Raw genomic sequence first — 24,653 nt, forward strand, 5'->3', positions numbered from 1 at the left:
GGGGCGGCCGGACTGCGGGCGGGCGTGGCCGGCAGGGTCGACCGGCTTCAACGTGGATGGCGCCCGAGTCGGGCGCGAGCCGGGTGGGCGCGTACACTGCGGACTGTCCCGTCTGGCCTCACCGATGTCCGAACCGATCCGTCTGTCCAAGCGCGTCATCGAGCTCACCGGCTGCTCGCGCGCCCAGTCCGAGCGCTACATCGAAGGCGGTTGCGTGAGGGTCGATGGCGAGATCATCGATCGGCCCGAGTGGCCGGTGACCGACCAGCGCGTTGAGGTCGACCTCGAGATCGCGGCGGCGCCCGTGCAGCCGATGACCCTGCTGTGGAACAAGCCCGCCGGCGCGCGCATCGACCCCGAGCTGCTCACGCCGGCGAACCATTGGGGCGATGACCCCAGCGGCATCCGCCAGCTGCGCCGCCATCTGCGTCATCTGACTCCGCTGCTGCCGCTGGAGTTGGCGAGCAGTGGGCTGCAGGTCTTCACCCAGGATGGACGCCTGCTGCATCGCATGCGTGATGACGGCATGCGCCTGGAGCAGGAGTTCGTGGTCGAGGTCAGCGGCAGCCTGGTCGCCTACGGCCTGCATCGGCTGAGCCATGGGCTGGTCTTCAACGGGCGCGCGCTGCCGCCCTGCAAGGTGAGCTGGCAGAACGAAACCCGCCTGCGCTTTGCGATCAAGGACGTGCGTCCAGGCCAGCTTGCGTGGATGTGCGCGCAGGTCGGCCTGCAGGTGCTGGGCGTGCGGCGCCTGCGGATCGGTCGCGTGCCGCTCGCCAAGCTGCCCGAGTCGAGCTGGCGCTACCTGCCGCCGGGTGAGCGGCTCTAGCACCGCTCGCAATTGACCGAGCGCATACGCGTGCAGCGGATCGCGCATCTCGGTTCCGGTGCGCGAAGTCGGATCCAGCGGCACCGACTGACCTTGGGTTGGGATAGCCTTGTGGGCATCCAATGTGTTTCGGGAGCCCTCCATGCACCGCATGCTTCGCCTCGGCGCCATCGCCGCCTCCGGTCTCGCGCTGATGCTTCCCGCGGCCTCCCAGGCCGGCAGCGTCGACTGCGAGATGCGCTTCAATCTGTCTGGCTGGTCGGCCTTCTACAAGCGCTCCAGCGGCGAGGGCACCATCAGCTGCAACAACGGCCAGACCCTGCGCGTGCGGCTGGAGGCGCGCGGCGGCGGCATCTCGTTCGGCAAATCGCGGATCGAGAACGGTGTCGGCGAGTTCTCCGGCGTCGACGACATCCGCGAGCTGATCGGCGGCTATGCCAGCGCCGAGGCCCATGCCGGCGCGGGCCGCTCGGCCAAGGGGCAGGTCGTCACCAAGGGCGAGATCTCGCTGGCCCTGTCGGGCACCGGCAAGGGCTGGGATGTGGGGGTCGCTTTCGGCAGCTTTGTCATCAGCGAGCGCTGACGCTCGGGTGCGAGCCTAGCGTCTGGCGAAACTCCCGCATTCGCCACCCTGAGTGAAACAAGCGCGTGGGACCTCGCCCACGATGGCGATGCCCCTCGGCGCTCGGCGACCTTCACGCGCTTCCGTGCTGCATTGCCGCCGCACCCTTGGTGCTGGCGCGCGCCTCGTCGCATCCGCGGCCTGAGTTGCCGCTGGCTACCGTTGCTTCTGACGCGAAGCCTGGGGTGGGTTCGAGCTTGCGGTGGGCCAGGGCCCACCCTAGAAGCGGAAGCCTACCGAGAGATAGCTCTCGCCCTTGTTGGGCTGGCGCGTGCGTGCGTTCGAGAGATGGCCGAGACCGAGCTCGATGCGGCCGAGGCGGATGCCGAGGTGGCTGTGGAACTGGTAGCCGCTGCTGAGATAGTCGGTGACGTGACTGACCAGGGCCAGACCCGAGGCAAGCGTGACCCTACCGAAGTCGTAGCCCAGCTGCATCGAGGCGAAGTGCACGCGTTCGTCGCTGCCGGGCGGCGCGTTCCGGTGGCGGCCGATGCTGCCGAGGTTGAAGGCATAGAAGTCCAGCCCGAGCGGTAGACCCTCGCGCGGGCGTCCGTGCTGGAGCAGCACGAAGTTGGTGTTGCGGGTGTCGGGTGCATCGCTGATGCCCCCCTGCAGGCTGGTCCAGGGCTCTCGTGCCGGAGTGGCCCCCTGCGCCGTGGCGGCAAGCGTGCAGCCCAGAGCGAGGGCGGCGAGCAGCAGCTTCGGCCGCAGCGTGGGGCGCGGGCCGCGCGGGTGCGAATCGGAGAATGACATTCAGCGTCCTTGAGTCGACAGCGCGGGGCAGGGCATCCGTTCCCGCGGGCTGGGTGGTCACAGGATATGGAGGCTGAGTCCGCGCTTTCCAGCGTTTGTCGTGCACCGCAGTGTTGCACTTCACGCCGCATGAGCGAGGTTCTGCGGCCTGGAGCACGCGCGGCAGCATTACACTGCCGGCCCCGACGCCAGCGCGAGCTGATCATGGATGACGCCCGTTCCCGCCTGCTGATCCACGGTGCCTCCGGTCGCATGGGGCGCAGCCTGCTGTCGCTGGTCGCCGAACACCCCGGCCTGCATCTGGTCGCCGCGGTGGCGAACGCGCCGCGCGCGGACCTGGGGGCGCTGGCCGTTCTCAGGCCCGCGCACATCGGGCAGGCGCCGGCCTTCGATGTCGTGATCGATTTCAGCGCTCCAGCCGCCATTCCTGCGCTCGCTCAGGCCTGCGCGGCGCGCGGTGCGGCGCTGGTCTCCGGTACGACGGGGCTCGATGCGAGCGCGCTGGCCGCACTCGACCAGGCGGCCCTGCAGGTGCCGGTGCTGTGGGCGGCCAACTTCTCGCTGGGCGTGGCTCTGTTGGCGGCGCTGGCGCGACAGGCCGCCGCGGCAGTGCCGGACTGGGACTGCGAGATCATCGAAACCCACCACAGGCGCAAGCAGGACGCGCCTTCGGGTACGGCACTGCGGCTGGGCGAGGCCATCGCTGCGGGGCGAGAGCAGGATCTCGCCGCGGTCGCAAGGCATGGCCGCGAAGGCGCGCACGCGGTTCGGGTCGCTGGCGAAATCGGCTTCCACGCGGTGCGCGGTGGCGATGTCGTGGGCGATCACCAGATCCTGCTGGCGGGAGAAGCCGAGGTCATCGAGCTCACCCACCGCGCCGCCAGTCGCGAAGTGTTTGCGCGTGGGGCGCTCAAGGCCGCCGCGTGGCTGGCCGGTCGCGCCCCGGGACGCTATGTGATCGAGGACGTGCTCGGGCTGCGGCCGCGCTGAGGGCTTGCCGAAGGCGCGGACGCCCCAGGCGCGGACGCCCAAGGCAACTCTGATCAGGTCCCTCCTGGCCTTGATCAGGGGGCGCGAGTCCGGCACATGTCCGGACTCGCTCGCGCTGGATCGAGCATCGCGTGTTCGAATCATGGGCGCGCCCTGCATGGCGCGCGGCAACGCTGAATTCTTCAGCGTTGCCGCAAGGTCGAGCCGGGAAGCGTGACGCGAGCGGCGTTTGCTGCGCCCGCACAGGTGGACAGCCTGTGACGTGAAACCGTAAGATTCCGCCTCGCCTGCTTCACCTTTCGCCCCCTCCACTCGACAGCCTCCGGACCTGCTAGATGCAAGCCCGGCGGTTTCGCGCAAGCTGCGTCCGGCGCAGTCCGTGGGGGTGCCTCCCCAGCTCCTGACAAGGCGAATCGCTCGTGACCCAACCCGCTCTACTGGCCCTGGCCGATGGCACCGTCTACCGCGGTGTCTCGGTGGGCGTTTCCGGCTGCACGGTCGGCGAGGTGGTGTTCAACACCGCCATGACCGGCTACCAGGAGATCCTGACTGATCCCTCCTATGCGCAGCAGATCGTCACCCTGACCTACCCGCACATCGGCAACACCGGCTGCACCGATGTCGATGACGAAGCCGCGCGCGTGTTCGCGTCCGGGCTGATCATTCGCGAGCAGCCGACGCCGGCCAGCAATTGGCGCAGCCAGGCCGATCTGCCGGCGTGGCTCAAGGCGCGCGGCGTGGTCGCCATCGCCGAAATCGACACCCGTGCGCTGACCCGTCGCCTGCGCGATTCGGGCGCCCAGAACGGCTGCATCCTCGCCGGCGAGAGCGCGACGGCCGAAGAGGCCCTGCGCCGCGCCCGCGAGTTCCCCGGCTTGAAGGGCATGGACCTGGCCAAGGTCGTCAGCGTGGATGCGCCCTACGCATGGACGGAGGGGCGCTATGTCCTCGATCGCCAGGCCTTCGAGACGCCGGCCTCGCGCTTCCATGTGGTCGCCTACGACTTCGGTGTGAAGCGCAACATCCTGCGCATGCTGGCCGAGCGCGGCTGCCGCCTGACCGTGGTGCCGGCGCAGACCAGCGCCGACGAGGTGCTGGCGCTCAAGCCCGACGGCGTGTTCCTGTCCAACGGCCCCGGCGACCCCGAGCCCTGCGACTACGCGATCGCCGCGATCCGCCGTTTCATCGAGGTGAAGCTGCCGACCTTTGGCATCTGCCTCGGCCACCAGCTGCTCGGGCTGGCGTCAGGCGCGCGCACGTTGAAGATGAAGTTCGGCCATCACGGCGCCAACCATCCCGTGCAGGATCTCGACAGCGGGCGGGTGATGATCTCCAGCCAGAACCACGGTTTCGCGGTCGATGAGGCCAGCCTGCCGGCGAACGTTCGCGCCACGCACCGCTCGCTGTTCGACGGCAGCCTGCAGGGCATCGCGCTGACCGATGCGCCGGCCTTCAGCTTCCAGGGGCACCCGGAAGCGGCACCGGGGCCGCATGATGTGGCTGGGCTGTTCGATCGCTTCATCGAGTTGATGTCCGCTTCGCGCTGATCCCGGCAGGAGTCCGCCATGGCACGCACCCCCCCATCACGCAACAGCGGTCGCAGGCGCCCGGGCCGTTGGCTGTGGCTGCTGCTGAGTCGCGTGGGGCTGCCGCTGCTGGCGCTCTACGGCCTGCTGTGGTGGCGCGTCGATGCGACCATCTCGAAGGAGCTGAAGGCGCTGGAAGCCGTCGCCGATGTGCAGCGCGGGCGCAGCTTCTTCACCTTCGACGGCGAGGTGGGGGTTGGACACCTTGAGATCACTCCGCGCCTGCCCGGAATCAGCGGCACCAGCCTGCGCATGGGGCGGGTGGCGATCGAGACGCCGGGCTTCGTGTGGCTGCTGAAGGCCAGCGTGTTCGGCCCGCCGCAGCAGCTGCCGCGACGCCTGGGCTTCAATGTCGCCAACCTCGTGGTCGAGGGGGCTCCCAGCGGGCCCGAGTCGGGCTTCATCGGCACCTACAGCGCCATGCCCTTCGAGGCGGCGGGCTGCGGCGTCAACAGCTTCTCGCGCAGCGATCTGGTCGAGATGGGGCTGCCGCCCAGCGACACCGTGCTCAGCGCGCGGTTCGAGCATTCCGATGCCGGGATGCTGAACTTCAGCCTCGACCTCGGCACGGCGGGGGTGGGGCGCATGGAGTGGCGGCTGGGGCTCGCCGTCACGGCGTCATCGGTGGCCGCGGAGGATGTCGCTTCGGGCCGGCTGGTCAACCTCAGCCTGGCCTTCATCGACGAGGGCTTCATGCAGGCCCGCAACGGCTGGTGCACCGACCGCGTCACCACCAGCCTCGCTGATTTCAATGCCCTGCATTCCGATGCCGTGCGCGCGCTGCTGCGCACGGTCGGCCTGCAGCCCGATGCCGACCTGCTGCGCGCGTTCGCGAAGTTCGCCGCCGAGGGTGGTGAGTTCCGCATCGAGACCCGGCCCTCCGCCGCGCTCGGCCTGCTCCAGCTCGGCGGCATGGATGGCGAAGCCCTGCGCCAGGCGCTGGCGCCGTACGTGCGGGTCACCGGCATCGATCCGGTGCGCTTCGCGTTCGCCCAGGTCCGGCCGATGAGCCTGCGCGAGCAGCAGGTGGCTGCTGAAGTCGCGCGCACGCGGCTTGAAGATGGCGTGCCGCTGGACCCGGAAATCGAAGAGGTGGTCAGTGCGCCACCCAACATTCCCGAGCCGCAGCCGCCGCGCCAGGAGATTCCGCTGCCGGCGCGCGACGGCCGCATCGCCTACGCCGACCTCGGGCCCTACCTGGGCCGCGAGATCGAGATCCTCACTATTTACGGCAGCCGCCGCCGCGGCGAGCTGATCAACCATGCGCAGGCGCGTCTGGTGCTGCGTCTGCCGCCCAGCGAGGGCGGCTTCGACCTCACCGTTCCCGCCGAGACCGTGCAGACCGTGCGCGTGCTCGACGCCGCCGCCATCCAACCCGATTCCTCGACCGACCTGACCGATGCCCAAGCGAACTGATCTCAAGACCATCCTCATCATCGGCGCCGGGCCGATCGTCATCGGCCAGGCCTGCGAGTTCGACTATTCGGGCGCGCAGGCCTGCAAGGCCCTGAAGGCGGAAGGCTTCCGCGTGGTGCTGGTCAATTCCAATCCGGCCACGATCATGACCGACCCCGACACGGCGGACGCGGTCTACATCGAGCCGATCAACCCGGCCACGGTCGAGAAGATCATCGCCAAGGAGAAGCCCTGCGCCCTGCTGCCGACCATGGGCGGACAGACCGCGCTGAACTGCGCGCTCGACATGGCCGATGCCGGCACGCTGGAGAAGTACGGGGTCGAGCTGATCGGCGCATCAAGAGAGGCCATCCGCATGGCCGAGGACCGCGAGCTGTTCCGCGTCGCCATGGGCGAGATCGGCCTCGAATGCCCCAAGGCCGAGGTCGCGCGCAGCTTCGAACAGGCGGTCGAGATCCAGGCCAAGGTCGGCTATCCGACCATCATCCGGCCGAGCTTCACCCTGGGCGGCAGTGGCGGCGGCATCGCCTACAACCGCGAGGAGTTCGAGGAGATCGTCAAGCGCGGCCTTGAGCTTTCGCCCGTCCATGAGGTGCTGGTCGAAGAGTCGGTGCTCGGCTGGAAGGAGTACGAGATGGAAGTGGTCCGCGACCGCGCGGACAACTGCATCATCGTCTGCTCGATCGAGAACATCGACGCCATGGGCGTGCACACCGGTGACTCGATCACCGTGGCCCCGGCGCAGACGCTGACCGACAAGGAGTACCAGCGCCTGCGCGACGCCTCGATCGCGGTGCTTCGCAAGATCGGCGTCGACACCGGCGGCTCCAACGTGCAGTTCGGGATCAACCCGAAGAACGGTCGCGTGGTCGTCATCGAGATGAACCCGCGCGTCTCGCGTTCCTCGGCGCTGGCGTCGAAGGCCACCGGCTTCCCGATCGCCAAGGTCGCGGCCAAGCTGGCCGTGGGCTACACGCTGGACGAGCTGCGCAACGAGATCACCGGTGGAGCGACGCCGGCGAGCTTCGAGCCGACCATCGACTACGTGGTCACCAAGATTCCGCGCTTCGCTTTCGAGAAGTTCCCGGCCGCCGATTCGCGCCTGACCACCCAGATGAAGTCGGTGGGCGAGGTGATGGCGATGGGCCGCTCGCAGTCGGAGTCGCTGCAGAAGGCCCTGCGCGGCCTGGAGACCGGCCGCACCGGCTTCGACCCGATGCTGCCGGCCGAGCTCGATGCCGACGGCATGCTCGAACTGCGCCGCCAGCTGCGCGAGCCCGGGCCGGACCGCCTGTTCTACGTCGGCGATGCCTTTCGCCATAGCCTCGGCGTGGATGAAGTCCACGCGCTGTCCGGCATCGACCCCTGGTTCCTGCGCCAGATCGAGCACCTGATCCGCACCGAGGGCGAGGTGACTGCCGGCGGTCTGGCCGCACTCGATGCGGCCCGCCTGCGCGCGTTGAAGCGCCTGGGCTTCTCCGACATGCGTCTGGCCAAGCTGCTGGGCACCGACGAGAAAGCCGTGCGCGCCCTGCGCCATGCCTTCGGCGTGCGCCCGGTGTTCAAGCGCGTCGACAGCTGCGCCGCCGAGTTCGCCACCAGCACGGCCTACCTGTACTCGACCTACGAGGACGAGTGCGAAGCCGAGCCGACCGACCGCGACAAGATCATGGTGCTGGGCGGCGGCCCGAACCGCATCGGCCAGGGCATCGAGTTCGACTACTGCTGCGTGCATGCAGCACTCGCCCTGCGCGAGGACGGGTTCGAGACCATCATGGTCAACTGCAATCCGGAGACGGTCTCGACCGACTACGACACCTCCGATCGCCTGTACTTCGAGCCGCTGACGCTGGAGGACGTGCTGGAGATCGTGGAAAAGGAGAAGCCCAAGGGCGTGATCGTGCAGTACGGCGGTCAGACCCCGCTGAAGCTCGCGCGCGCACTCGAAGAAGCGGGTGTGCCGATCATCGGCACCAGCCCGGACTCGATCGATCTCGCAGAAGACCGCGAGCGCTTCCAGCAGATGATCGTCAAGCTCGGTCTGAACCAGCCGCCGAACCGCACTGCGCGCACGCCTGAGCAGGCCCTGCTGATCGCCAGGGAGATCGGCTACCCGCTGGTGGTGCGTCCGAGCTATGTGCTGGGCGGCCGCGCGATGGAAGTCGTGTACTCCGACGCCGACCTCTCGCGCTACATCCGCGATGCGGTCAGCGTGTCCAACGAGTCGCCGGTGCTGCTCGACCGCTTCCTCGACAACGCGGTCGAGATCGATGTCGACGTGGTCGCTGACGCCGAGGGCAATGTGCTGATCGGCGGCATCATGGAGCACATCGAGGAAGCCGGCGTGCACTCGGGCGATTCCTCCTGCTCGCTGCCGCCGTACTCGCTGTCGAAAGACCTGCAGGACCAGCTGCGCGTACAGGTCGCGGCGATGGCGCGCGAGCTCAAGGTGATCGGCTTGATGAACACCCAGTTCGCCGTGCTGCCGGACGGCGAGGGCGGTGGCACTGTTTACATCCTCGAAGTGAACCCGCGCGCCTCGCGCACCGTGCCCTTCGTGTCCAAGGCCACCGGCCGGCCGCTGGCCAAGATCGCCGCGCGCTGCATGGTCGGCCAGAGCCTGCCGCAGCAGGGCGCGACCGAGGAGATCGTGCCCGACTACTGGTCGGTCAAGGAGGCGATCTTCCCCTTCGCCAAGTTCCAGAACGTCGACCCCATCCTCGGCCCCGAGATGCGCTCCACCGGCGAGGTGATGGGCGTGGGCCGCAGCTTCGGCGCGGCGTTCGCGCGCGCGCAGGAGGCGGCCAGCATCAAGGTGCCGCCGCCGGGCAAGGCCTTCGTCTCGGTGCGCGACCCCGACAAGCAGCGCCTGCTGCCGGTCGCCGAGCTGCTGATCAAGCAGGGTTTCAGCCTGATTGCGACCGCCGGCACCGCGGCCTTCCTGCGCGACAAGGGCTTCGACTGCGCCGTGGTCAACAAGGTGGCCGAGGGCCGCCCGCACGTGGTCGACCTGATCAAGAACGGCGAAATCGTGTATATCGTCAACACCACCGAGGGCCGCCAGGCGATCGCGGATTCCTTCTCGATCCGCCGCGAGGCGCTGCAGCATCGGGTGACCTATTCCACCACTGTCTCCGGCGCGCGTGCCCTGCTGCACTCGCTGGAGTTCCGCGGCTCGGGCGACGTGCTGTCGCTGCAGGAGCTGCACGAGGAGTTGAACGCATGAGAGCCCCCCTCACGCTGAAAGGATCGCAGCGTCTGCGCGAGGAACTGGAGTACCTGAAGTCGGTGAAGCGCCCGGAAGTGATCGCCGCGATCGCCGAGGCGCGTGCGCACGGTGACCTCAAGGAGAACGCCGAATACCACGCCGCCCGCGAACAGCAGGGCTTCATCGAAGGCCGCATCAAGGAGCTGGAATCCACGCTCTCGCACGCCCAGGTGATCGACGTTTCCAAGCTGGCCGCCGGCAGCAAGATCGTGTTCGGCGCCACCGTCGAGCTGGCCGACAGCGAGACCGACGAAGAGGTCACCTACCAGATCGTCGGCGACCTCGAGTCCGACATCAAACAGGGCCTGATCTCGGTATCGGCGCCGATCGCACGCGCCCTGATCGGCAAGAACGAGGGTGACTCGGTCACCATCGCCGCGCCCAGCGGCGAGCGTAGCTACGACATCATCAGCGTGCGCTACGCCGGATGAGCGGCAGCGGCTGCATCCTGCTGCTTCCGGCCCGCGCGAAGCTGCGCGGCGAGCTCGCGCAGGCGCCCTCGCTGCAGAAGCTGATCGGCCGCGGCGATGCGCTGGAAGACGGCGAGGCCGGTGAGCTGGGCCAGCTGGGGCGGCTGTTCGACATCACCCCGCTGGGCTTGCCCGCGGCCGCCCTGTCCCGGCACTTCGACTGTGGCGATGCCGCGGGCAGCCAGTGGCTGCGTGCCGATCCCGCGACCCTGCAGCCGGAGATGAACGGCGTGCGCCTGATGGCGGTCGGCGAGCTGGGCCTGCGCCCGGACGAGGCCGAGGCGCTGGCGCTCGCCGTGCAGCCGCTGTTCGGTGATGCGGGCATGCCGCTCACGGCGCCCACCACGTCACGCTGGTATCTGCGGGTCGAAGCCGGCGCCCGCCTGCCGGCGTTCTCTGCACCCGAAGATGCGATCGGCGATGACTATGGCGTGCATCTGCCCTATGGCGACGAGGGCCGTCGCTGGCGCGCGCTGCTGAACGAGGCGCAGGTGGTCCTGCACAACCACCCGGTCAACCAGGCCCGCGTCAGCGCCGGTCGTGCACCTGCCAATGCGCTGTGGGTCTGGGGCGGCGGCGCGCTGCCCGAGCAGGTCGTGTCCGGCGTCGGCACCCTGTATTCCTCGGAGCCGCTGGCCTGTGCGCTGGCCCAGCTGTCGGGCATCGACATCCAGCGCATCGAAAGCGACGAGCTTCCGACCGAGCTGGAGGACTGTGCCATCGATCTGCGCATCGCCCGCAGTCTTGAGGCCCTGGAGGCGGCGGTGTTCGCGCCGCTGATCGAGCGCGTCGGCAAAGGCAAGTTGTCCAGCCTGACCGTCGACTTCGGCGATGGGCACGGCTGGAACTACCGCCGCAGCCACGGCCTGCGGCTCTGGAAGCGTCCGGCCACGAGCTTCAGCTAGTCCATGCGCATCGAACGTCGCAGCGTGCCGCAGGTGCCGCTGCTCGATGACGCCCGTCTGCATCCGGTCCTGCGTCGCGTGTATGCCGCGCGTGGCGTGCGCGAGGCCGACGAGCTCGATCTGCGCCTCGCCGGGCTGCTGGCGCCCAACCTCGGCGGCATCGATGCGGCCATCGAGCTGCTGCTGCGCGCACGTGGCCAGGGGCAGTCCGTGCTGGTGGTGGGCGACTTCGATGCCGACGGCGCCACCGGCACCGCGGTCGCCGTGCGCGGTCTGCGCATGCTCGGCTTCGGGCGCGTCGGCTACCGCGTGCCGAATCGCTTCCTGCATGGCTACGGACTGTCGCCCCTGCTGGTGGCCGAGCTTGAGCCGGCGCCGGGGCTGATCCTCACGGTCGACAACGGAGTGGCGGCTCATGCCGGCATCGAGGCGGCGCATGCGCGCGGCATTCCGGTGCTGGTCACCGACCACCATCTGGCCGGCGACAGCCTGCCCCCGGCCGATGCGATGGTGAATCCTAACGTGCCGGGCTGCGGCTTCCCCAGCAAGGCGCTGGCGGGTGTCGGCGTGGTGTTCTACCTGCTGCTGGCCCTGCGCGCGCGCCTGCGCGACGAGGGTGCCTTTGCAGGCTCGGAGCCTGACCTCGGTCAGCTGCTGGATCTGGTCGCGCTGGGCACGGTGGCGGACCTCGTGCCGCTTGATCGCAACAACCGCCTGCTGGTGCAGGCCGGGCTGAAGCGTATCCGCGCCGGTCGCGCCTGCGCCGGCGTGCGTGCTCTCTACCGGGTCGCGGGGCGTGACCCGAGCCGCGCTTCGGCGACCGACTTCGGCTTCGTACTCGGGCCCCGCATCAACGCCGCCGGTCGCCTGGAGGACATGGCGGTCGGCATCGAGTGCCTGCTGAGCGAGGACGAGGCCACCGCGCTGGCCTTGGCGCAGCGGCTGCAGGCCCTGAACGCCGAGCGCCGCGAGCTGCAGCAGCAGATGGTCGAGCAGGCCGAGGCCGCGGTGCTGCGCGCGGATCTGTCCGCGCAGGCCCACGTGGCGGCGGGGCTTGCGCTGGCTGATGCCGGCTGGCACGCGGGCGTGGTCGGCCTGGTGGCGTCCAAGCTCAAGGAGAGGCTGCATCGACCCGTGTTTGCGCTGGCGCCGGGCGATGACGAAGGCCGCGAGTGGAAGGGCTCAGGCCGTTCGATCCCCGGCTTCCACCTGCGCGACTGCCTGGCCGAGATGGAGGCCCTGCATCCCGGCCTGATGCTGCGCTTCGGTGGCCATGCGATGGCTGCCGGCGTGTCGGTGGCGGAGGCCCAAGTCGAGCGCTTCTGCCGGGTGTTCGCCGAGGTGGTGGAACGGCGCATCGATCCCGCCCTGCTGTCGCCGGTCCTGCTCAGCGACGGTGAGCTGGGCGTGGCCGACTTCGACCTGCGCCTGGCCGAGACCCTGCGCGAAGCCGGGCCCTTTGGCCAAGCCTTCCCCGAACCGCTGTTCGACAACAGCTTCGAGGTGCTGGACTGGCGCCTGATGGGCGAGCGCCACCTGCGCTTCTCGCTGCGTCATACCGACAGCCGCGTGCCGCTGTCCGCGGTGTTCTTCGGCGGCTGGGCCGGCAGCCCGCCGCCGCGGCAGGTGCGGGTCGCCTATCAGCTCGGCATCGACGACTACCGTGGCGCCCCCGAGCTGCGCCTGTTCGTCCGGCATCTGCTGCCCGCCTGAATCGTGGCTGTCACCACCCCGACGCGCTGATACGTCGGGCATCGGTTTGCCGTCATCCGCTGCAGGGCCGGGGGTGCCGGCCGGGGTGATGCGCCATGAACGAGTTCCAGTCCTGCTTCGGTTTCTCCTCAGTTCGCCGGGTGCTGGCCGGCACCGTGCTTGCGCTCGCCGCGCTCGCTGGCCCAGGGGCAGCCAGTGCGCAGACCCAGTGGCGCTCGGGCTCGATCGTCTACACGCCGCTGATCGATCAGCTGGGCAACTACCAGGCCAATGGCACCGGCTATTTCGTCTCGCAGGCGGTGATCTCCAGCCCGCCGCAGCCGACCGTCGGGCAGCGCTTCTACCTGAGCGTCTACATCTCGGCGATCGCCTCGCCACCGGTCGGGCGCTTCATGTACCCGCATCTGCAGCTGCCGGCCGGCGTCAGCGTGGTGGCGGATCCGGCGGTGCCGCTGCGCTGCTTCTATCGGCCGATGAGCGGTGGCAACCAGTTCTTCGAGTTCACCAGCCAGGTGCTCACCGATACCAGCTTCGGCGCCAGCCTGCGCATCGCCGGCTGTCCGCAGCCGTCCAGCGCGGCCCTGCCGCTGCGCAACCTGTTCAACGGCGCCAGCGGGACCGGTCTGCTGATCACCCGCCGCGACCCGCAGGTCAACAACGAGGCCTGGCCGATGGGCAGCTATGCCGCCTACGAGTTCCTGGTGCCGGTGGTCAGCACCGGTGTACTCGACGGCATCAGCCAATCGGCCCTGTTCCGCGCGCCGACCTATTCGATGCAGGGCGATGGCCTGAGCGCCTGGGCCTACCCGCAGCTCAGCCTGCTGGTACACCCGGCCAGCGGCGGCAGCGGCTCGGCCGACATGCGGGTGGCTTCGATCAACACCACCACGCCCACCAACCCGCTCAATCGCCGGGTGGTGGCGCGCTGCCAGAATGACGGCCCGAACTCGGCGCAGAACGCCAGCTGCAGCTTCACCCGACTGCCGGCCGCGGCCAGCCAGGGCTGCAGCCCGGCGGGCGTGCAGGCCAGCCTGGGCGTGGGTGGCTTCATCGACTGCTGGGCCGAGTTCCCGGGCACGCTGAATGGCGATACGGTCGAGGTGACCGCGGCCTCGGCGACCCCGGACCCGAACCCCCAGAACAACGGCATCGGCATCAGCATCCAGCCGATGCCGGGCAGCGTGCTGCTGTTCCGCTCGGGCTTCGAGCTGTAGGAAGCCCGGGCGGTGAGGGTCGTCGATGTGCGTTGCGCCGCCAGCCTCCGGTCGTCCCTCTCTCCATCCCCCAGGCCTTGTCAGCCTCGCGAAGGCAGGGCTACAGAGTGCTTGCGATCGAGGTGAGCGGTTCTGGGTCACCGCCGACGCGGGGACGACGGTGAGGGGGCGTCGTGGAAGCGAGAGTCCTGAACTCGCTGCGGCGCGGACGGGGACTGGCGAAGTCTGCATCGGGCTCCGGCAGTGCTGTTGAAGGTACCTTAGGCCCGGGACGGGTCGGGGTGCTCTGCTACACTTCGCGGTCTTTTTCCGCGCTGTCGTCGCAGGGTGCCCCTCATGTTCGAAGTCAATCCCGTCCGCAACCAGATCGCCGACCTCTCGCAGCGGCTGTCCCTGCTTCGGGGGTTTCTTTGACTACGACCGCAAGGTCGAACGTCTTGAGGAAGTGACCCGCGAGCTGGAAAGCCCGGACGTCTGGAACAACCCCGAGAACGCCCAGCAGCTGGGCCGCGAACGCGCCCAGCTGGAGAAGGTCGTGGTCGGCATCCGCGATCTTCAGCAGGCCCTGAAGGACGCCGGCGAGTTCCTCGATCTCGCCGAGATGGAAAGCGACGAAGACACCTTCAACTCGGTCGTGGCCGATGTCGAGAAGCACACCGCCGCCGTCGAGAAGCTGGAGTTCCAGCGCATGTTCTCCGGCAAGATGGACTCGACCAACGCCTTCGTCGACATCCAGGCGGGCGCCGGCGGCACCGAGGCCCAGGACTGGGCCGAGATGCTGCTGCGCATGTACCTGCGCTGGGCCGAGTCGCGCGGCTGGAAGACCGAGCTGATGGAAGTCAGCGGCGGCGATGTCGCCGGCATCAAGTCGGCCACCTTCCGCGTCGAGGGTGATTTCGCCTATGGCTGGCTGAAGACCGAAACCGGCGTGCATCGGCTGGTGCGCAAGTCGCCCTTCGACTCGGACAACCGCCGCCATACGAGCTTCACTTCGGTCTTCGTGAGCCCCGAGGTCGACGACAACATCGACATCGAGATCAACCCGGCCGACCTGAAGACCGATGTGTATCGCTCCTCAGGCGCCGGCGGCCAGCACGTCAACAAGACCGAGTCGGCGGTGCGCATCACCCACGTGCCCAGCGGCATCGTGGTGGCCTGCCAGAACGGTCGCAGCCAGCACCAGAACCGCGACACCGCCATGAAAATGCTGGCGGCCAAGCTCTACGAGCTTGAACTGCAGAAGCGCAACGCGGAAAAAGATGCGGTGGAAGCCACCAAGTCCGACATCGGCTGGGGCAGCCAGATCCGCAACTACGTGCTCGACCAGAGCCGCATCAAGGACCTGCGCACCGGCATCGAACGCAGCGACACGCAGAAGGTGCTGGACGGCGATCTCGACGAGTTCGTCGAGGCCAGCCTGAAGGCGGGGCTTGAGGCGGGCTCCAAGCGTTCGGACGCCGTTTGAGGCGTCGGGATTGGGGATTCGGGATTCGGGATTCGTAGGAACCCGCGCTCCGTTCCCTGATTCTGGCGCGTCCTTACCGCCACCAATCCTCGACCTTCGAAGCCCCGCTCTTCCGAATCCCGAATCCCCACTCCCGAATCCCGGCTCCCCAATGACCACTCAGCCCAACGCCGCGCCCGCCACCGACGAGAATTTCCTGATCGCCGAGCGCCGCAGCAAACTGAAAGCGCTGCGTGACATCGGCCCGGCGTTCCCTAACGACTTCCGCCGCGAGCACTACGCCGGCGACCTGCAGGCCGAGTACGCCGACGCCGAACGCTTCAGCGCCGAGGCGCTGGCGGAGACCGGCCGCACGGTGCAGCTCGGCGGTCGCCTGCTGGCCAAGCGCGTGATGGGCAAGGCCAGCTTCGCCCAGATCCAGGACGAGTCCGGCCGCATCCAGCTCTACCTGACCCGCGACGGCATCGGCGAAGAGAGCTATGCCGCCTTCAAGGGCATGGACATCGGCGACATCGTCGGCGTCAGCGGCGGCTTGACCCGCACCCGCACCGGCGAGCTCTCGGTCGAGGTGAAATCGCTGCGCCTGCTGACCAAGGCGCTGCGGCCGCTGCCGGACAAGTTCCACGGCATGACAGATGTCGAGCAGCGCTACCGCCAGCGCTATGTCGACCTGATTGTGAACCCGGAGGCGCGCGAGGTCTTCGTGCAGCGCTCGAAGATCATCCGCGCCATGCGCAGCTGGCTGGATGCGCGGCGCTTCCTCGAAGTGGAAACGCCGATGATGCATTACATCCCCGGTGGCGCCACCGCGCGTCCCTTCACCACTCACCACAACGCGCTGGACCTGCAGCTCTACCTTCGCGTCGCGCCCGAGCTGTACCTGAAGCGCCTCGTGGTCGGCGGGCTGGAGCGGGTCTACGAGATCAACCGCAACTTCCGCAATGAGGGCGTGTCCACCCGCCACAATCCCGAGTTCACGATGCTCGAGCTGTACGAGGCCTACGCCACGTACCACGAGATCATGGACCTCACCGAGCAGGTGATCCGCCATTGCGCGGTCGAGGTGTTTGGCACGCCGGTGCGCGAGTGGGAAGGTGCGACCATCGACCTGGGTCCCGATTTCCGCCGCTGGCGCATGGACGAGGCGGTGCGCCACTTCAACCCGGAGATCAGCGAGGCCGACTGCCGTGACCGCGAGGCGCTGGCCGCGCACTGTGCGCGCCTGAAGATCCCGGTCAAGAAGGGCTATGGCTGGGGCAAGCTGCTGCTGGAGATCTTCGAGAAGACCGTCGAAGGCCAGCTGATCCAGCCGACCTTCATCACCCACCATCCGGTCGAAGTCAGCCCCTTGGCGCGCGAAAGCGACAGCGAGCCCGGCATCACCGAGCGCTTCGAGCTGTTCATCAACGGCCGCGAAATCGCCAACGGCTTCAGCGAGCTCAACGACGCCGAAGACCAGGCCGCGCGCTTCCGCGCCCAGGTCGAGCAGAAGGAGGGCGGCGACGACGAGGCCATGCACTTCGATGCCGACTACATCCGCGCGCTGGAATACGGCATGGCGCCGACCGGAGGCCTCGGCATTGGCATCGACCGTCTGGTGATGCTGCTGACCAACTGCGCCTCGATCCGCGACGTGCTGCTGTTCCCTTACATGCGGCCCGAGGCGGACTGATCATGCTGGGCGCTGCGCGCGCGCCGGCTCGCTGGCGCGTGTGGATCGAACCGTGGATCCGTGGCCTGGTGGCAGGCTGTGTGCTGCTGCTCGGCTCAAGCCCGGGCTTGCATGCAGCATCAGAACAAGGCGGCGCGCCAGAGCCGGGGTCGTCATCCGCGGCATCCAGCGATGAGCTGCGCGAGCGCCTCGCCGCCTGCGCCAGCTGCCATGGCGCACAGGGCGAGGGCGCGAGCGACAGCGAGTACGCCCCGCATCTCGCCGGCAAGCCTGCGCAGTACCTGTACGAGCAGCTGCGTGGCTTCCGCGATGGCGGTCGCCAGCACGTGCAGATGGCCTGGCTGGTGCGCCATCTCGATGACGCCTACTTGCGCGAGATCGGCGAGTTCTATGCCGCACTGCCGCCCAAGACTGCGCCCGTCGAAGTGCTGGCCGCGCGCGTTGAGCGGCCCGGCGACTCGATCGCCCGGCAGCTGGTGGCGCAGGGCGATGCCGCGCGCGGCCTTCACGCCTGCAGCGCCTGTCATGGCGCCGATCTGGTAGGCGTGGAGCCCGGCGTGCCGGCCCTGGTCGGCCTGCCCGCCGAATACGTGGTCGCCCAGTTCGGCGCCTGGCGCACCGGTGTGCGCACGGCGGTCGCGCCGGACTGCATGGCCGATATCGCGAAGTCGCTGACGCCGGCCGAGATCCGCGCCATTGCCGAATGGCTGGCCGTACAGGGCCACAGCGAGCCGCGTCGCCCGGCGCCGGCCGGCAGCCTCGCCCTGCCTGTGGCCTGCGGCTCGAATCCGGTCGCTGCGCCCGTGGCTGTGTTGGACGCAGAGGCACGGCCATGAGCCGCCGCATACCGCGCTGGCTGCCGGCCGCCGCCCTGCTTGCGCCGCTGCTGATGCTGCTGCTGAGCCTCGCGCTCTACGGCCTGGTGCAGCAGGGCGGGCTGGCGCCGTTCCGCGTGCCGACGGGAGAGGCCCGCGTGGTGCCGACCGATCCCGCCCTGGTCGAGCGCGGTGCGTACCTCGCGCGCATCGGCAACTGCGCGGGCTGCCATACCGCGACCGGCGGCGAGGCCTACGCCGGTGGACGCGCCTTCAGCAGCGACTACGGCACGGTCTATTCGAGCAACCTCACCCCGGATCCCGCGTTCGGCATCGGCGACTGGTCGCTGGCCGAATTCGCGCACGCCATGCGCCACGGCGTCAGCCGCAACGGCATCGCGTCGCCGGTGTTTCCGTACGCCAATTTCGCCCAGCTGCCCGAGCGCGATATCGAAGCCCTGTTCGCCTACCTCGGCCAGCTCGCGCCGGTGGCGCGCGCCCAGCCCGAGGCGGTGATGGTCTTCCCGGCCAACCTGCCGGGGGCGCTGCTGACCTGGCGTCTGCTCTACCACCGGCCCGCCGAGCTGCAGCCCGTGGACGGCATGGACGCGGACTGGCAGCGCGGGCGTGAGCTGGTGAACGGCATTGGCCACTGCGCGATGTGCCACGGCCAGCGCGGGCGCTTCGCCTCGCTGGCGGCCGATGCCGAACTCGGCGGCAGCCGCATTTCGGGCTGGTATGCGCCGCCCTTGCACGCGGGTTCGCTGGACGGACGTTTCGAGCCGGGCAGCGTCGCCACCTACCTGCGCGGCGGCACTGCGCATGATCGCGGCGGCTATGGCGCCATGGCCGATGTGATCGCCACCAGTACGCGCCACCTGAGTGAGCAGGACGCACAGGGCATCGAAACCTACCTGCGCAGCCTGCCGGCGCTGACGCTGGCCGAGGGGCCCGCGAATCGCCTGCGCGCCAGCGGCGAGCATCTGCGCGAGGGCCGTGCCCTGTACGCACAGCACTGCGCCGACTGCCATGGCGACGAAGGCCGCGGTGAGCCGGGGCGCTATCCCGCGCTGGTGGATTCGGCCGCGGTGATCGGCAGCGATCCGGTCAACCTGGTCAAGCTGATCGCGCTCGGCGCCATCGCCCCGAGCACGTCGCTCAATCCTCGCCCGCACAGCATGCCGCCCTCGGCGCATCGTCTGAACGCGCGCGAGATCGCGGCCCTGGTCAACGACATCCGCGAGCGCTGGGGCTCACGTCCGCGCCCGATCACGCCTGATGAAGTGCGCGAGCTGGGCGGCATGGTCCGGCGCTGAACAAGGAAACCTGCATGTCCCCGAGCGTCGCCCAGAACCTGGCCCTGATCCTGTTCCTGCCCTGGTATCTGGTGATCCTGATCGTCTACTGGCGCATGCGCCGCACGCCCGCGCCGTGGTCAGGACGCTTGTTCGATCTCGCGGCGATCGCGGTGTCCATCGTCGCCGCTGGCATCGCCGGTCCCTGGGCGCTGGCCCACGCCGATGACAGCATCGGCACGATGTGGCCGCAGATCCTCGCCACCGTGGTCGGCTACGGCGCCTTCCTCGCGGTGATCACGCTGGCGGCCCTGCTGCGGCGAATGCTCGCGGGCACCCGGCCGACTTCGGGCTGAAGCCGACAACGCCACCCTGAGAGCTTGCCAGCCGCGCGTCGCGGCCCGGTGTTCTCGAAGAAACATGGGTTCGTCATCCCCGCGAAGAGCCTGCCCTCGCGAAGGCGGGGGCGGGGATCCAGACCTCTTGCGAGTGAGGACGCCATTTTCTGGGTCCCGTCCCCGCCTTCGCGAGGACAGGCGCTGTGCGGGGGCGACGATTGGAGGAGGCGGAAGAGAACTCTGATTCCTGAAAGAACTCAAGCCTGCGCATCGCTCCACGCCAGCACGGTGTCGGCGAAGCGACGGATTTCGGCGAAGCGGTTGTACAGCGGCGCCGGGCTGATGCGGATCACGTCCGGCTCGCGCCAGTCGCCGAGCACGCCGTGGGCAGCGAGATACTCGAACAGCGCGCGGCCCTGGGCGCGGCCGCCGCGCACGCGCAGCGAAAGCTGCGCACCTCGGCGTTCCGGCTGCTTCGGCGTCAGCACTTCGAGCACCTGCGACAGCTCGCTTTCGATCAGCGACTCCAGATAGCCCGTCAGCCGCAGCGAGCGCTCGCGTAGCGCGGCCATGCCGCCGGCCTCGCGGAACAGCTCCAGCGAAGTGCGCACCGGGGCCAGGGCAAGGATCGGCGGGTTGCTCATCACCCAGCCTTCTGCGCCCGGCGTGGGATCAAAGCTCGACGCCATCTGGAAGCGCGTCGCCAGCTTGTGGCCGTACCAGCCGGTGAGGCGGGGCAGGGTGTTGTCATGCGCATGGCGCTCGTGCACGAAGATGCCGCTGACCGCACCGGGTCCTGCGTTGACGTACTTGTAGTGGCACCAGGTGGCGAAGTCGGCGCCGCTGTCGTGCAGGGCCAGCGGCAGGTTGCCGGCCGCGTGCGCACAGTCGAAGCCGACTGCAGCGCCCTGCGCCTTGCCCAGCCGCGCGATCTCCTTCAGATCGAAGGCCTGGCCGGTGCGGTACTGGATGCCCGGCCACAGCACCAGGGCCAGGCGCGGGCCGTGCTGCTCGATGGCGCGCGCGATGGCTTCCATTGAAATCGTCCCGCCCGGCTCATCGGGTTGAACCTCGATCAGGCACTCGGCCGGGTCGAAGCCGTGGAAGCGGATCTGCGACTCCACCGCCTGCCAGTCCGACGGAAACGCGCCCGCTTCGATCAGGATCGCCGGGCGCTCCGGCGTGGGTCGGTAGAAGCTCACCATCAGCAGGTGCAGGTTGACCGTGAGCGTGTTCATCGCCGCGACCTCGATCGGCTGCGCGCCGACCAGCTCGGCCAGCGGCGCGTTCATCGATTCGAGGTAGCGCAGCCACGGCCGCTCGCCCTTGAAGTGGCCTTCCACCGCCAGCTCGCGCCAGACCTTGAGTTCGGCCAGCACCGCGGCCTCGGCGTCCTTCGACTGCAAGCCCAAGGAATTGCCCACGAAATAGGCCAGTTCGCCCTCGCCGTGGCGCGGGATGTTGAAGCGCTCGCGGAAGCGGGAGAGCGGATCGGCCTGGTCAAGCGCGGTGGGATGCATCGGCAGAGTCTCGCTGGCGGGGCCTGCATGGTACGGAAGTGACGCCAGGCGCGTGGGGATTTGCCGCGCGAGCAAGCTCGCGCTCCGCGTCGTGCCGAAGCGCGCGCATAGGGTGGGCCCTGGCCCACCATGAGCTCGACGCTCGTCCCGGTCCTGCTTCCTGCTTCCTGCTTCCTGCTTCCGTTTCTCGCAACCGCAACGCCAACCTTAACGGCGAGGCTCATTTTCGGTGCATGTGGTGGGGTTCGGTGGGCCAGGGCCCACCCTATGGTCTTTCCGGCTCGACGCGCAGCGTGGCCATGACTTTCACGGCGTGCTGCAGCGGCTGGCTGCGGCCCTCAAGGCCCGCGATCGGATATCCACACCGCCTGTGGATAAGTGTGTGCATGGGTTTGGGGAGCGGCTGCGCAAAGCCCTGCGCATCAAGGGCTTGCTGGACTCTGGTGAAAATCTGACCAAAGCGGGATTCGATAGTTAAATCAATTGCTTACGTCGCGATCTTGAAGTCGGCTGAGATGCCCGATTCCGGAAACTGTCGCTTGACAGAGCGGCGATTTGCGCTGTGCACAACCTGCGGCCCGAGCCATCGCCCGCAGCCCTTGGAGGAGCGGCGACCCCTCGGCCTGTCAAGCACTTTCTCGGCGCGTTTTCGGTGCGATGTGCGCGGCGTTCTACAGCGGTCGCGCTGCGACCTCGCGACGGTGGAAGAGCACCCACAGGTAGGCGATCACCAGCAGCGGCGAGGCCAGGAACGAGAAGTAGGACAGCATGACCACGATCATGTAGGCCGCGTCATTGGCGCTCTGGTCCTCCGCACGGATGCCGCTCATCAGGTTGAACACCACGTGTTCGAGATTGAGCAGGGCCAGCGAAACCACGATCAGGGCCAACGGCAGCAGGCAGGCGACGATCGCCTCCCACGCCCGCAGCCCGGCATCGCGCTTCAGGAACACCAGCAGCAGGGCCACCCGCCAGCTGGCGACGATGCCGAGGAACCAGGCATTGGCTGTCAGCGCCGCCTCGCCGCTCATGAAGCGCTCCACCGGAATCGCGTAGAGCAGGGCGGGCGGTGAGGTCAGGCAGACGAACAGCAGCACGTTGCGGTAGCTCCAGCGCCGCGCGCGCAGCGGCAGGATCAGCAGCCACAGCAGCAGGGCCAGCGAGAACACATAGGCCACCGAGCCCAGTCCGGCGATCTGCCACAGCTCGGCGCGCGGGTTGTCCCAGTAGCGGCCGATGCCGGCCAGCCAGGTCATGGCCAGCCCGAAGCCGAGATAGGCGTTGGCGTGCGTGCGCACGCCCGGGCCCATGCGTCGGAACGTCAGCAGGCGGCCGACGTCACGCAGCAGCTCCGCCCACATGCTCAGCTGTGGAACCACACGCAGCGGATCAGTCCACCGCTGATCCGATAGACCGCAACCACCTCGAAGGGCTGCTCGCGCAGGCCGCTGACGCGCTCGTGGTCGACCACGGTGTCGCCCACGGCGATTCGGTTGACCAGCTCGGCGTGCAGGGCCGGCAGGTGGAAGCGCTCGTTGGCGTAGAACTCACCCAGCGCCGCCCGGCCGCGCAGGCTGGGTTCGCTGGCCGGCATGCGCCAGACCTCGACGTCTTCGGCGTAGACCTCAAGAAAGCGCTGCAGGTCATGGGCGTTGTAGGCATCGAGCTGGTGCTGGGCGACTTCGATCGGGCTCACGTGCGGGCTCTCGTGCGAGGCAGGGCTGACGCAATCTGCCACAGAGTCGCCCACGCAGGCATCGGAATCCCCGCTCTCAGCAGGTGCAGACCGAGGCCGCCGAACCCACAGCCTCCAGACCGGCATTGAACACCTCGGTGGTGATGCGCCCGCGGTTGAAGGCTACGTCGAAGAGGGGCAGGGACACCACGCCGATCCAGGCCACGTAGCCGAAGCCGACGTAGTCGCTGAAGAGAATCGTGCGCAGCCAGTCCTGGCCGAACAGATAGAAGCCGGCAACGATAAGGGTGGCGCCGAGGATCAGCAGCGCACTGGGCAACAGGTGCGGACCGGCCCGGCGGCGCAGCGCGGCAGTCAGGCCAACGGCGAGCAGCACCAGCGCGTTGGCGCCGGTGAAGATGCGGAACTCACGGTGCAGCTGGTCGGCCAGCGCGCGGTACTGCGACTGCAGAAAGTCCTTGAGCTGTTCGCTGGCGCGCTCGAGGCTGGCGATTTCCAGCAGTCTGTTCTCGGTGGCACTGAAGCGCAGCCCCTCCCGGCACTCGCAGTCGGGTCTCAGCATTTCGTTCAGAACGGCATCAATGCGCCGCGGCAGGCCTGTGGCCAGCTCGGCCTTGAGTTGGGTGATGCGCTCGGACTGGCTTGCCAGCAGGCGCTCGGCCGTCCGCCCCAGGCGCGTGTCCTGCACGCGTTCGATCTGGGCGTCGGCGCGCGCACGAAGCTCGCCGGCAACGACCTGCTTGAGCGCCGATTCGAGCTGCGTGGGTGCCAGCACGGAAACCAGGAAAGCCAGTGCGAAGGCCAGGGCGCCGCCGAAGCCGACGAGCATCAGTGAGCCGCTGTAGCGGTGGGGGTCGAGCGCTGAAGGGTCTGCTTGCATGCCTTGGTCCATTGCGTAGTGGGTCACTCTCGATGAAGTACGGAGCAAGCCGACGCGATCGGACCCTTGTGTCTACCGCGCGGGCGCCGCCGGTTGCGCTGAACTGCGCGAGCCGATTGCTGCCGCGGCAAACCCCGCCAGTGGCAGCGTGAGTACGGTCGCTACCATGAACCATGCCGGATGCGGAATCATCGCGAAGTTGGCGATGGCGCCGAGCAGGATGACCGCCGCGATCACGCCGGCGTAGAGCCGCGGTCGGCGGCCTGCGACGAGGGCGGCGAGCAGGCCGCCGAGGAAGACGCCCAGCAGCCAGGCCAGCAGCACGAACAGCAGGGCGCCGATCGGCATTGCCGCCACGTGTGCGGCCATGGCTTCGAGATCGTCGGCCTTCAGTCCAGCCGGCGGCGGATACAGTCGATGGCCAAACCACTCGACGCCGGCGATGGTGAGTCCGGCGAGCAGAACTCCGGCCACCGTGGCGGCGATGCCGCGCGCCAGCCCCTGAACGATCTCGCGAACGCTGCGTGGCATTTCTGTTCCCTTGGAGTGGCTGCAACTTGAACTCTGCCGCGGGGACTCAAGGCCTTCCTGCTGCCCAGCCCAGTAGAACGACGGGGGCTCGGCGTGACCAGGGCCCTGTCCTCCGACGGCTCTTACGCTGCAGGTTTGGTGCGGCCCCGACGTGCGCGCCCATCCTCGATCAGTTGGCGAGTTGTGCGGGCCTGTTCAGCCTGGCGTGCGTCGAGGTCGCCCAACTGTTGCGTCTGATCATCAAATGGATCGATCTGCATTCGCACGGGTCGAAACCAGACAGCGTAGAAGTTGTAGAAAATGGCCAGCAAGGCTCCCGTTGCGCCGTAGGTGAGAGCGCTCCACACGGACGCCCAGAGCGGGATCACCAAGGCGCTCCACTGTCGCGGCACCTCCCAAGTCAGCGGGCCGGCGTTGAGCTCAAGCACCGACTGTGATGGCTCCTGGCTGTGGGTGAACATCAGCAGCAAGCCGCTGAGAAGTCCCAGTAGAAGCCCGAAGAGCGCGAGGAAGCCTGCGATGTCCAGGACGCAGAGTTTGCGAAGCGAATGGTTCATATCAATGGTCGGAAGTCCGGTGCACGCGATGATCCGCGAGGTCTCCCGGCAGATCAACTTCGGGTTTGCGCAGTTGCCGCAGTGAGTTGAACCACGCGGCTTCAGGCCCAAGCCATCA

At 68.5% G+C, this 24,653-nt stretch carries 22 protein-coding genes; 15 read left to right on the forward strand and 7 right to left on the reverse strand.

Translation table 11 applies throughout. The features are described from left to right. The first annotated feature begins 124 nt into the window (after window positions 1-124). Both Q0654_RS09380 and Q0654_RS09385 read left to right on the forward strand, forming a co-directional pair. A complete protein-coding gene (locus Q0654_RS09380) occupies window positions 125-829 on the forward strand; it encodes a S4 domain-containing protein (RefSeq protein WP_298853087.1) in 705 nt (234 codons plus the stop codon). A gap of 142 nt (window positions 830-971) precedes the next feature. Continuing rightward, window positions 972-1,412, forward strand: coding sequence for a hypothetical protein (locus Q0654_RS09385; RefSeq protein WP_298853089.1), 441 nt, complete (start codon window positions 972-974; stop codon window positions 1,410-1,412). A gap of 258 nt (window positions 1,413-1,670) precedes the next feature. On the opposite strand, the gene Q0654_RS09390 is transcribed toward Q0654_RS09385, so the two are convergent. Further along, window positions 1,671-2,204, reverse strand: a complete 534-nt coding sequence (locus Q0654_RS09390; RefSeq protein ID WP_298853091.1) for an acyloxyacyl hydrolase — start codon at window positions 2,202-2,204, stop codon at window positions 1,671-1,673. Between the two features lie 204 nt (window positions 2,205-2,408). Here Q0654_RS09390 and dapB point away from each other — a divergent pair, with 204 nt between their 5' ends. The 13 genes from dapB to Q0654_RS09455 all read left to right on the forward strand — a co-directional run bounded on the left by dapB (window position 2,409) and on the right by Q0654_RS09455 (window position 19,369). Further along, window positions 2,409-3,194: a 4-hydroxy-tetrahydrodipicolinate reductase gene (gene dapB / locus Q0654_RS09395; protein ID WP_298853093.1), complete on the forward strand. Its 786-nt coding sequence runs from the start codon at window positions 2,409-2,411 to the stop codon at window positions 3,192-3,194. A 419-nt stretch (window positions 3,195-3,613) separates the two neighbouring features. Next, window positions 3,614-4,741 carry a glutamine-hydrolyzing carbamoyl-phosphate synthase small subunit gene (gene carA, locus Q0654_RS09400; RefSeq protein WP_298853095.1) on the forward strand — a complete coding sequence of 376 codons (1,128 nt, stop codon included), beginning with the start codon at window positions 3,614-3,616 and terminating at the stop codon, window positions 4,739-4,741. Between the two features lie 18 nt (window positions 4,742-4,759). Then, window positions 4,760-6,196: a hypothetical protein gene (locus Q0654_RS09405; protein WP_298853098.1), complete on the forward strand. Its 1,437-nt coding sequence runs from the start codon at window positions 4,760-4,762 to the stop codon at window positions 6,194-6,196. Beyond that, a complete protein-coding gene (carB, locus tag Q0654_RS09410; RefSeq protein WP_298853100.1) occupies window positions 6,180-9,422 on the forward strand; it encodes a carbamoyl-phosphate synthase large subunit in 3,243 nt (1,080 codons plus the stop codon). The genes Q0654_RS09405 and carB overlap by 17 nt, the downstream gene beginning before the upstream one ends. Further along, window positions 9,419-9,895, forward strand: coding sequence for a transcription elongation factor GreA (gene greA, locus Q0654_RS09415; RefSeq protein ID WP_298853103.1), 477 nt, complete (start codon window positions 9,419-9,421; stop codon window positions 9,893-9,895). Before carB ends, greA begins: the two co-directional genes overlap by 4 nt. After that, on the forward strand, window positions 9,892-10,839 hold the full coding sequence (locus tag Q0654_RS09420) for a phosphoglycerate mutase (protein ID WP_298853105.1): 948 nt from the start codon (window positions 9,892-9,894) through the stop codon (window positions 10,837-10,839). Before greA ends, Q0654_RS09420 begins: the two co-directional genes overlap by 4 nt. Before the next feature lie 3 nt (window positions 10,840-10,842). Beyond that, on the forward strand, window positions 10,843-12,552 hold the full coding sequence (recJ, locus tag Q0654_RS09425; protein WP_298853108.1) for a single-stranded-DNA-specific exonuclease RecJ: 1,710 nt from the start codon (window positions 10,843-10,845) through the stop codon (window positions 12,550-12,552). Window positions 12,553-12,647: 95 nt separating this feature from the next. Further along, window positions 12,648-13,766, forward strand: a complete 1,119-nt coding sequence (locus Q0654_RS09430; protein ID WP_298853110.1) for a hypothetical protein — start codon at window positions 12,648-12,650, stop codon at window positions 13,764-13,766. A 336-nt stretch (window positions 13,767-14,102) separates the two neighbouring features. After that, a protein-coding gene (gene prfB, locus Q0654_RS09435; protein WP_343230135.1) for a peptide chain release factor 2 occupies window positions 14,103-15,231 on the forward strand; the annotation gives its coding sequence in 2 pieces (ribosomal slippage) (window positions 14,103-14,177 and window positions 14,179-15,231; 1,128 coding nt in all). Between the two features lie 151 nt (window positions 15,232-15,382). Continuing rightward, complete coding sequence (gene lysS / locus Q0654_RS09440; RefSeq protein WP_298853112.1) at window positions 15,383-16,903, forward strand: lysine--tRNA ligase; 1,521 nt, start codon at window positions 15,383-15,385, stop codon at window positions 16,901-16,903. Window positions 16,904-16,905: 2 nt separating this feature from the next. Continuing rightward, entirely contained in the window at window positions 16,906-17,739 is an 834-nt protein-coding gene (locus tag Q0654_RS09445) for a c-type cytochrome (RefSeq protein WP_298853115.1), read from the forward strand. Then, window positions 17,736-19,034, forward strand: a complete 1,299-nt coding sequence (locus Q0654_RS09450; RefSeq protein ID WP_298853117.1) for a c-type cytochrome — start codon at window positions 17,736-17,738, stop codon at window positions 19,032-19,034. Before Q0654_RS09445 ends, Q0654_RS09450 begins: the two co-directional genes overlap by 4 nt. Window positions 19,035-19,048: 14 nt before the next feature. Then, window positions 19,049-19,369 (forward strand): hypothetical protein, encoded by a 321-nt coding sequence (locus tag Q0654_RS09455; protein WP_298853119.1) that lies wholly within the window; start codon window positions 19,049-19,051, stop codon window positions 19,367-19,369. A gap of 239 nt (window positions 19,370-19,608) precedes the next feature. Here Q0654_RS09455 and kynU read toward each other — a convergent pair whose 3' ends face one another. The 6 genes from kynU to Q0654_RS09485 all read right to left on the reverse strand — a co-directional run bounded on the left by kynU (window position 19,609) and on the right by Q0654_RS09485 (window position 24,646). Continuing rightward, window positions 19,609-20,871, reverse strand: a complete 1,263-nt coding sequence (gene kynU / locus Q0654_RS09460; protein ID WP_298853120.1) for a kynureninase — start codon at window positions 20,869-20,871, stop codon at window positions 19,609-19,611. Between the two features lie 671 nt (window positions 20,872-21,542). Next, window positions 21,543-22,232, reverse strand: a complete 690-nt coding sequence (locus Q0654_RS09465) for a hypothetical protein (RefSeq protein ID WP_298853122.1) — start codon at window positions 22,230-22,232, stop codon at window positions 21,543-21,545. A gap of 2 nt (window positions 22,233-22,234) precedes the next feature. Beyond that, the gene (locus tag Q0654_RS09470; protein ID WP_298853124.1) at window positions 22,235-22,567 is read right to left on the reverse strand and encodes a nuclear transport factor 2 family protein; all 333 of its coding nucleotides are present in this window, start codon (window positions 22,565-22,567) and stop codon (window positions 22,235-22,237) included. Window positions 22,568-22,643: 76 nt separating this feature from the next. Continuing rightward, on the reverse strand, window positions 22,644-23,447 hold the full coding sequence (locus tag Q0654_RS09475) for a hypothetical protein (RefSeq protein ID WP_298853126.1): 804 nt from the start codon (window positions 23,445-23,447) through the stop codon (window positions 22,644-22,646). 72 nt (window positions 23,448-23,519) lie between these two features. Continuing rightward, window positions 23,520-23,978, reverse strand: coding sequence for a hypothetical protein (locus Q0654_RS09480; RefSeq protein WP_298853128.1), 459 nt, complete (start codon window positions 23,976-23,978; stop codon window positions 23,520-23,522). Window positions 23,979-24,100: 122 nt separating this feature from the next. Further along, window positions 24,101-24,646 carry a hypothetical protein gene (locus tag Q0654_RS09485; protein ID WP_298853130.1) on the reverse strand — a complete coding sequence of 182 codons (546 nt, stop codon included), beginning with the start codon at window positions 24,644-24,646 and terminating at the stop codon, window positions 24,101-24,103. Window positions 24,647-24,653 lie beyond the last annotated feature (7 nt).

The sequence above is a fragment of the uncultured Aquimonas sp. genome, from assembly GCF_937888285.1.
Lineage (GTDB): Bacteria > Pseudomonadota > Gammaproteobacteria > Xanthomonadales > Xanthomonadaceae > Aquimonas.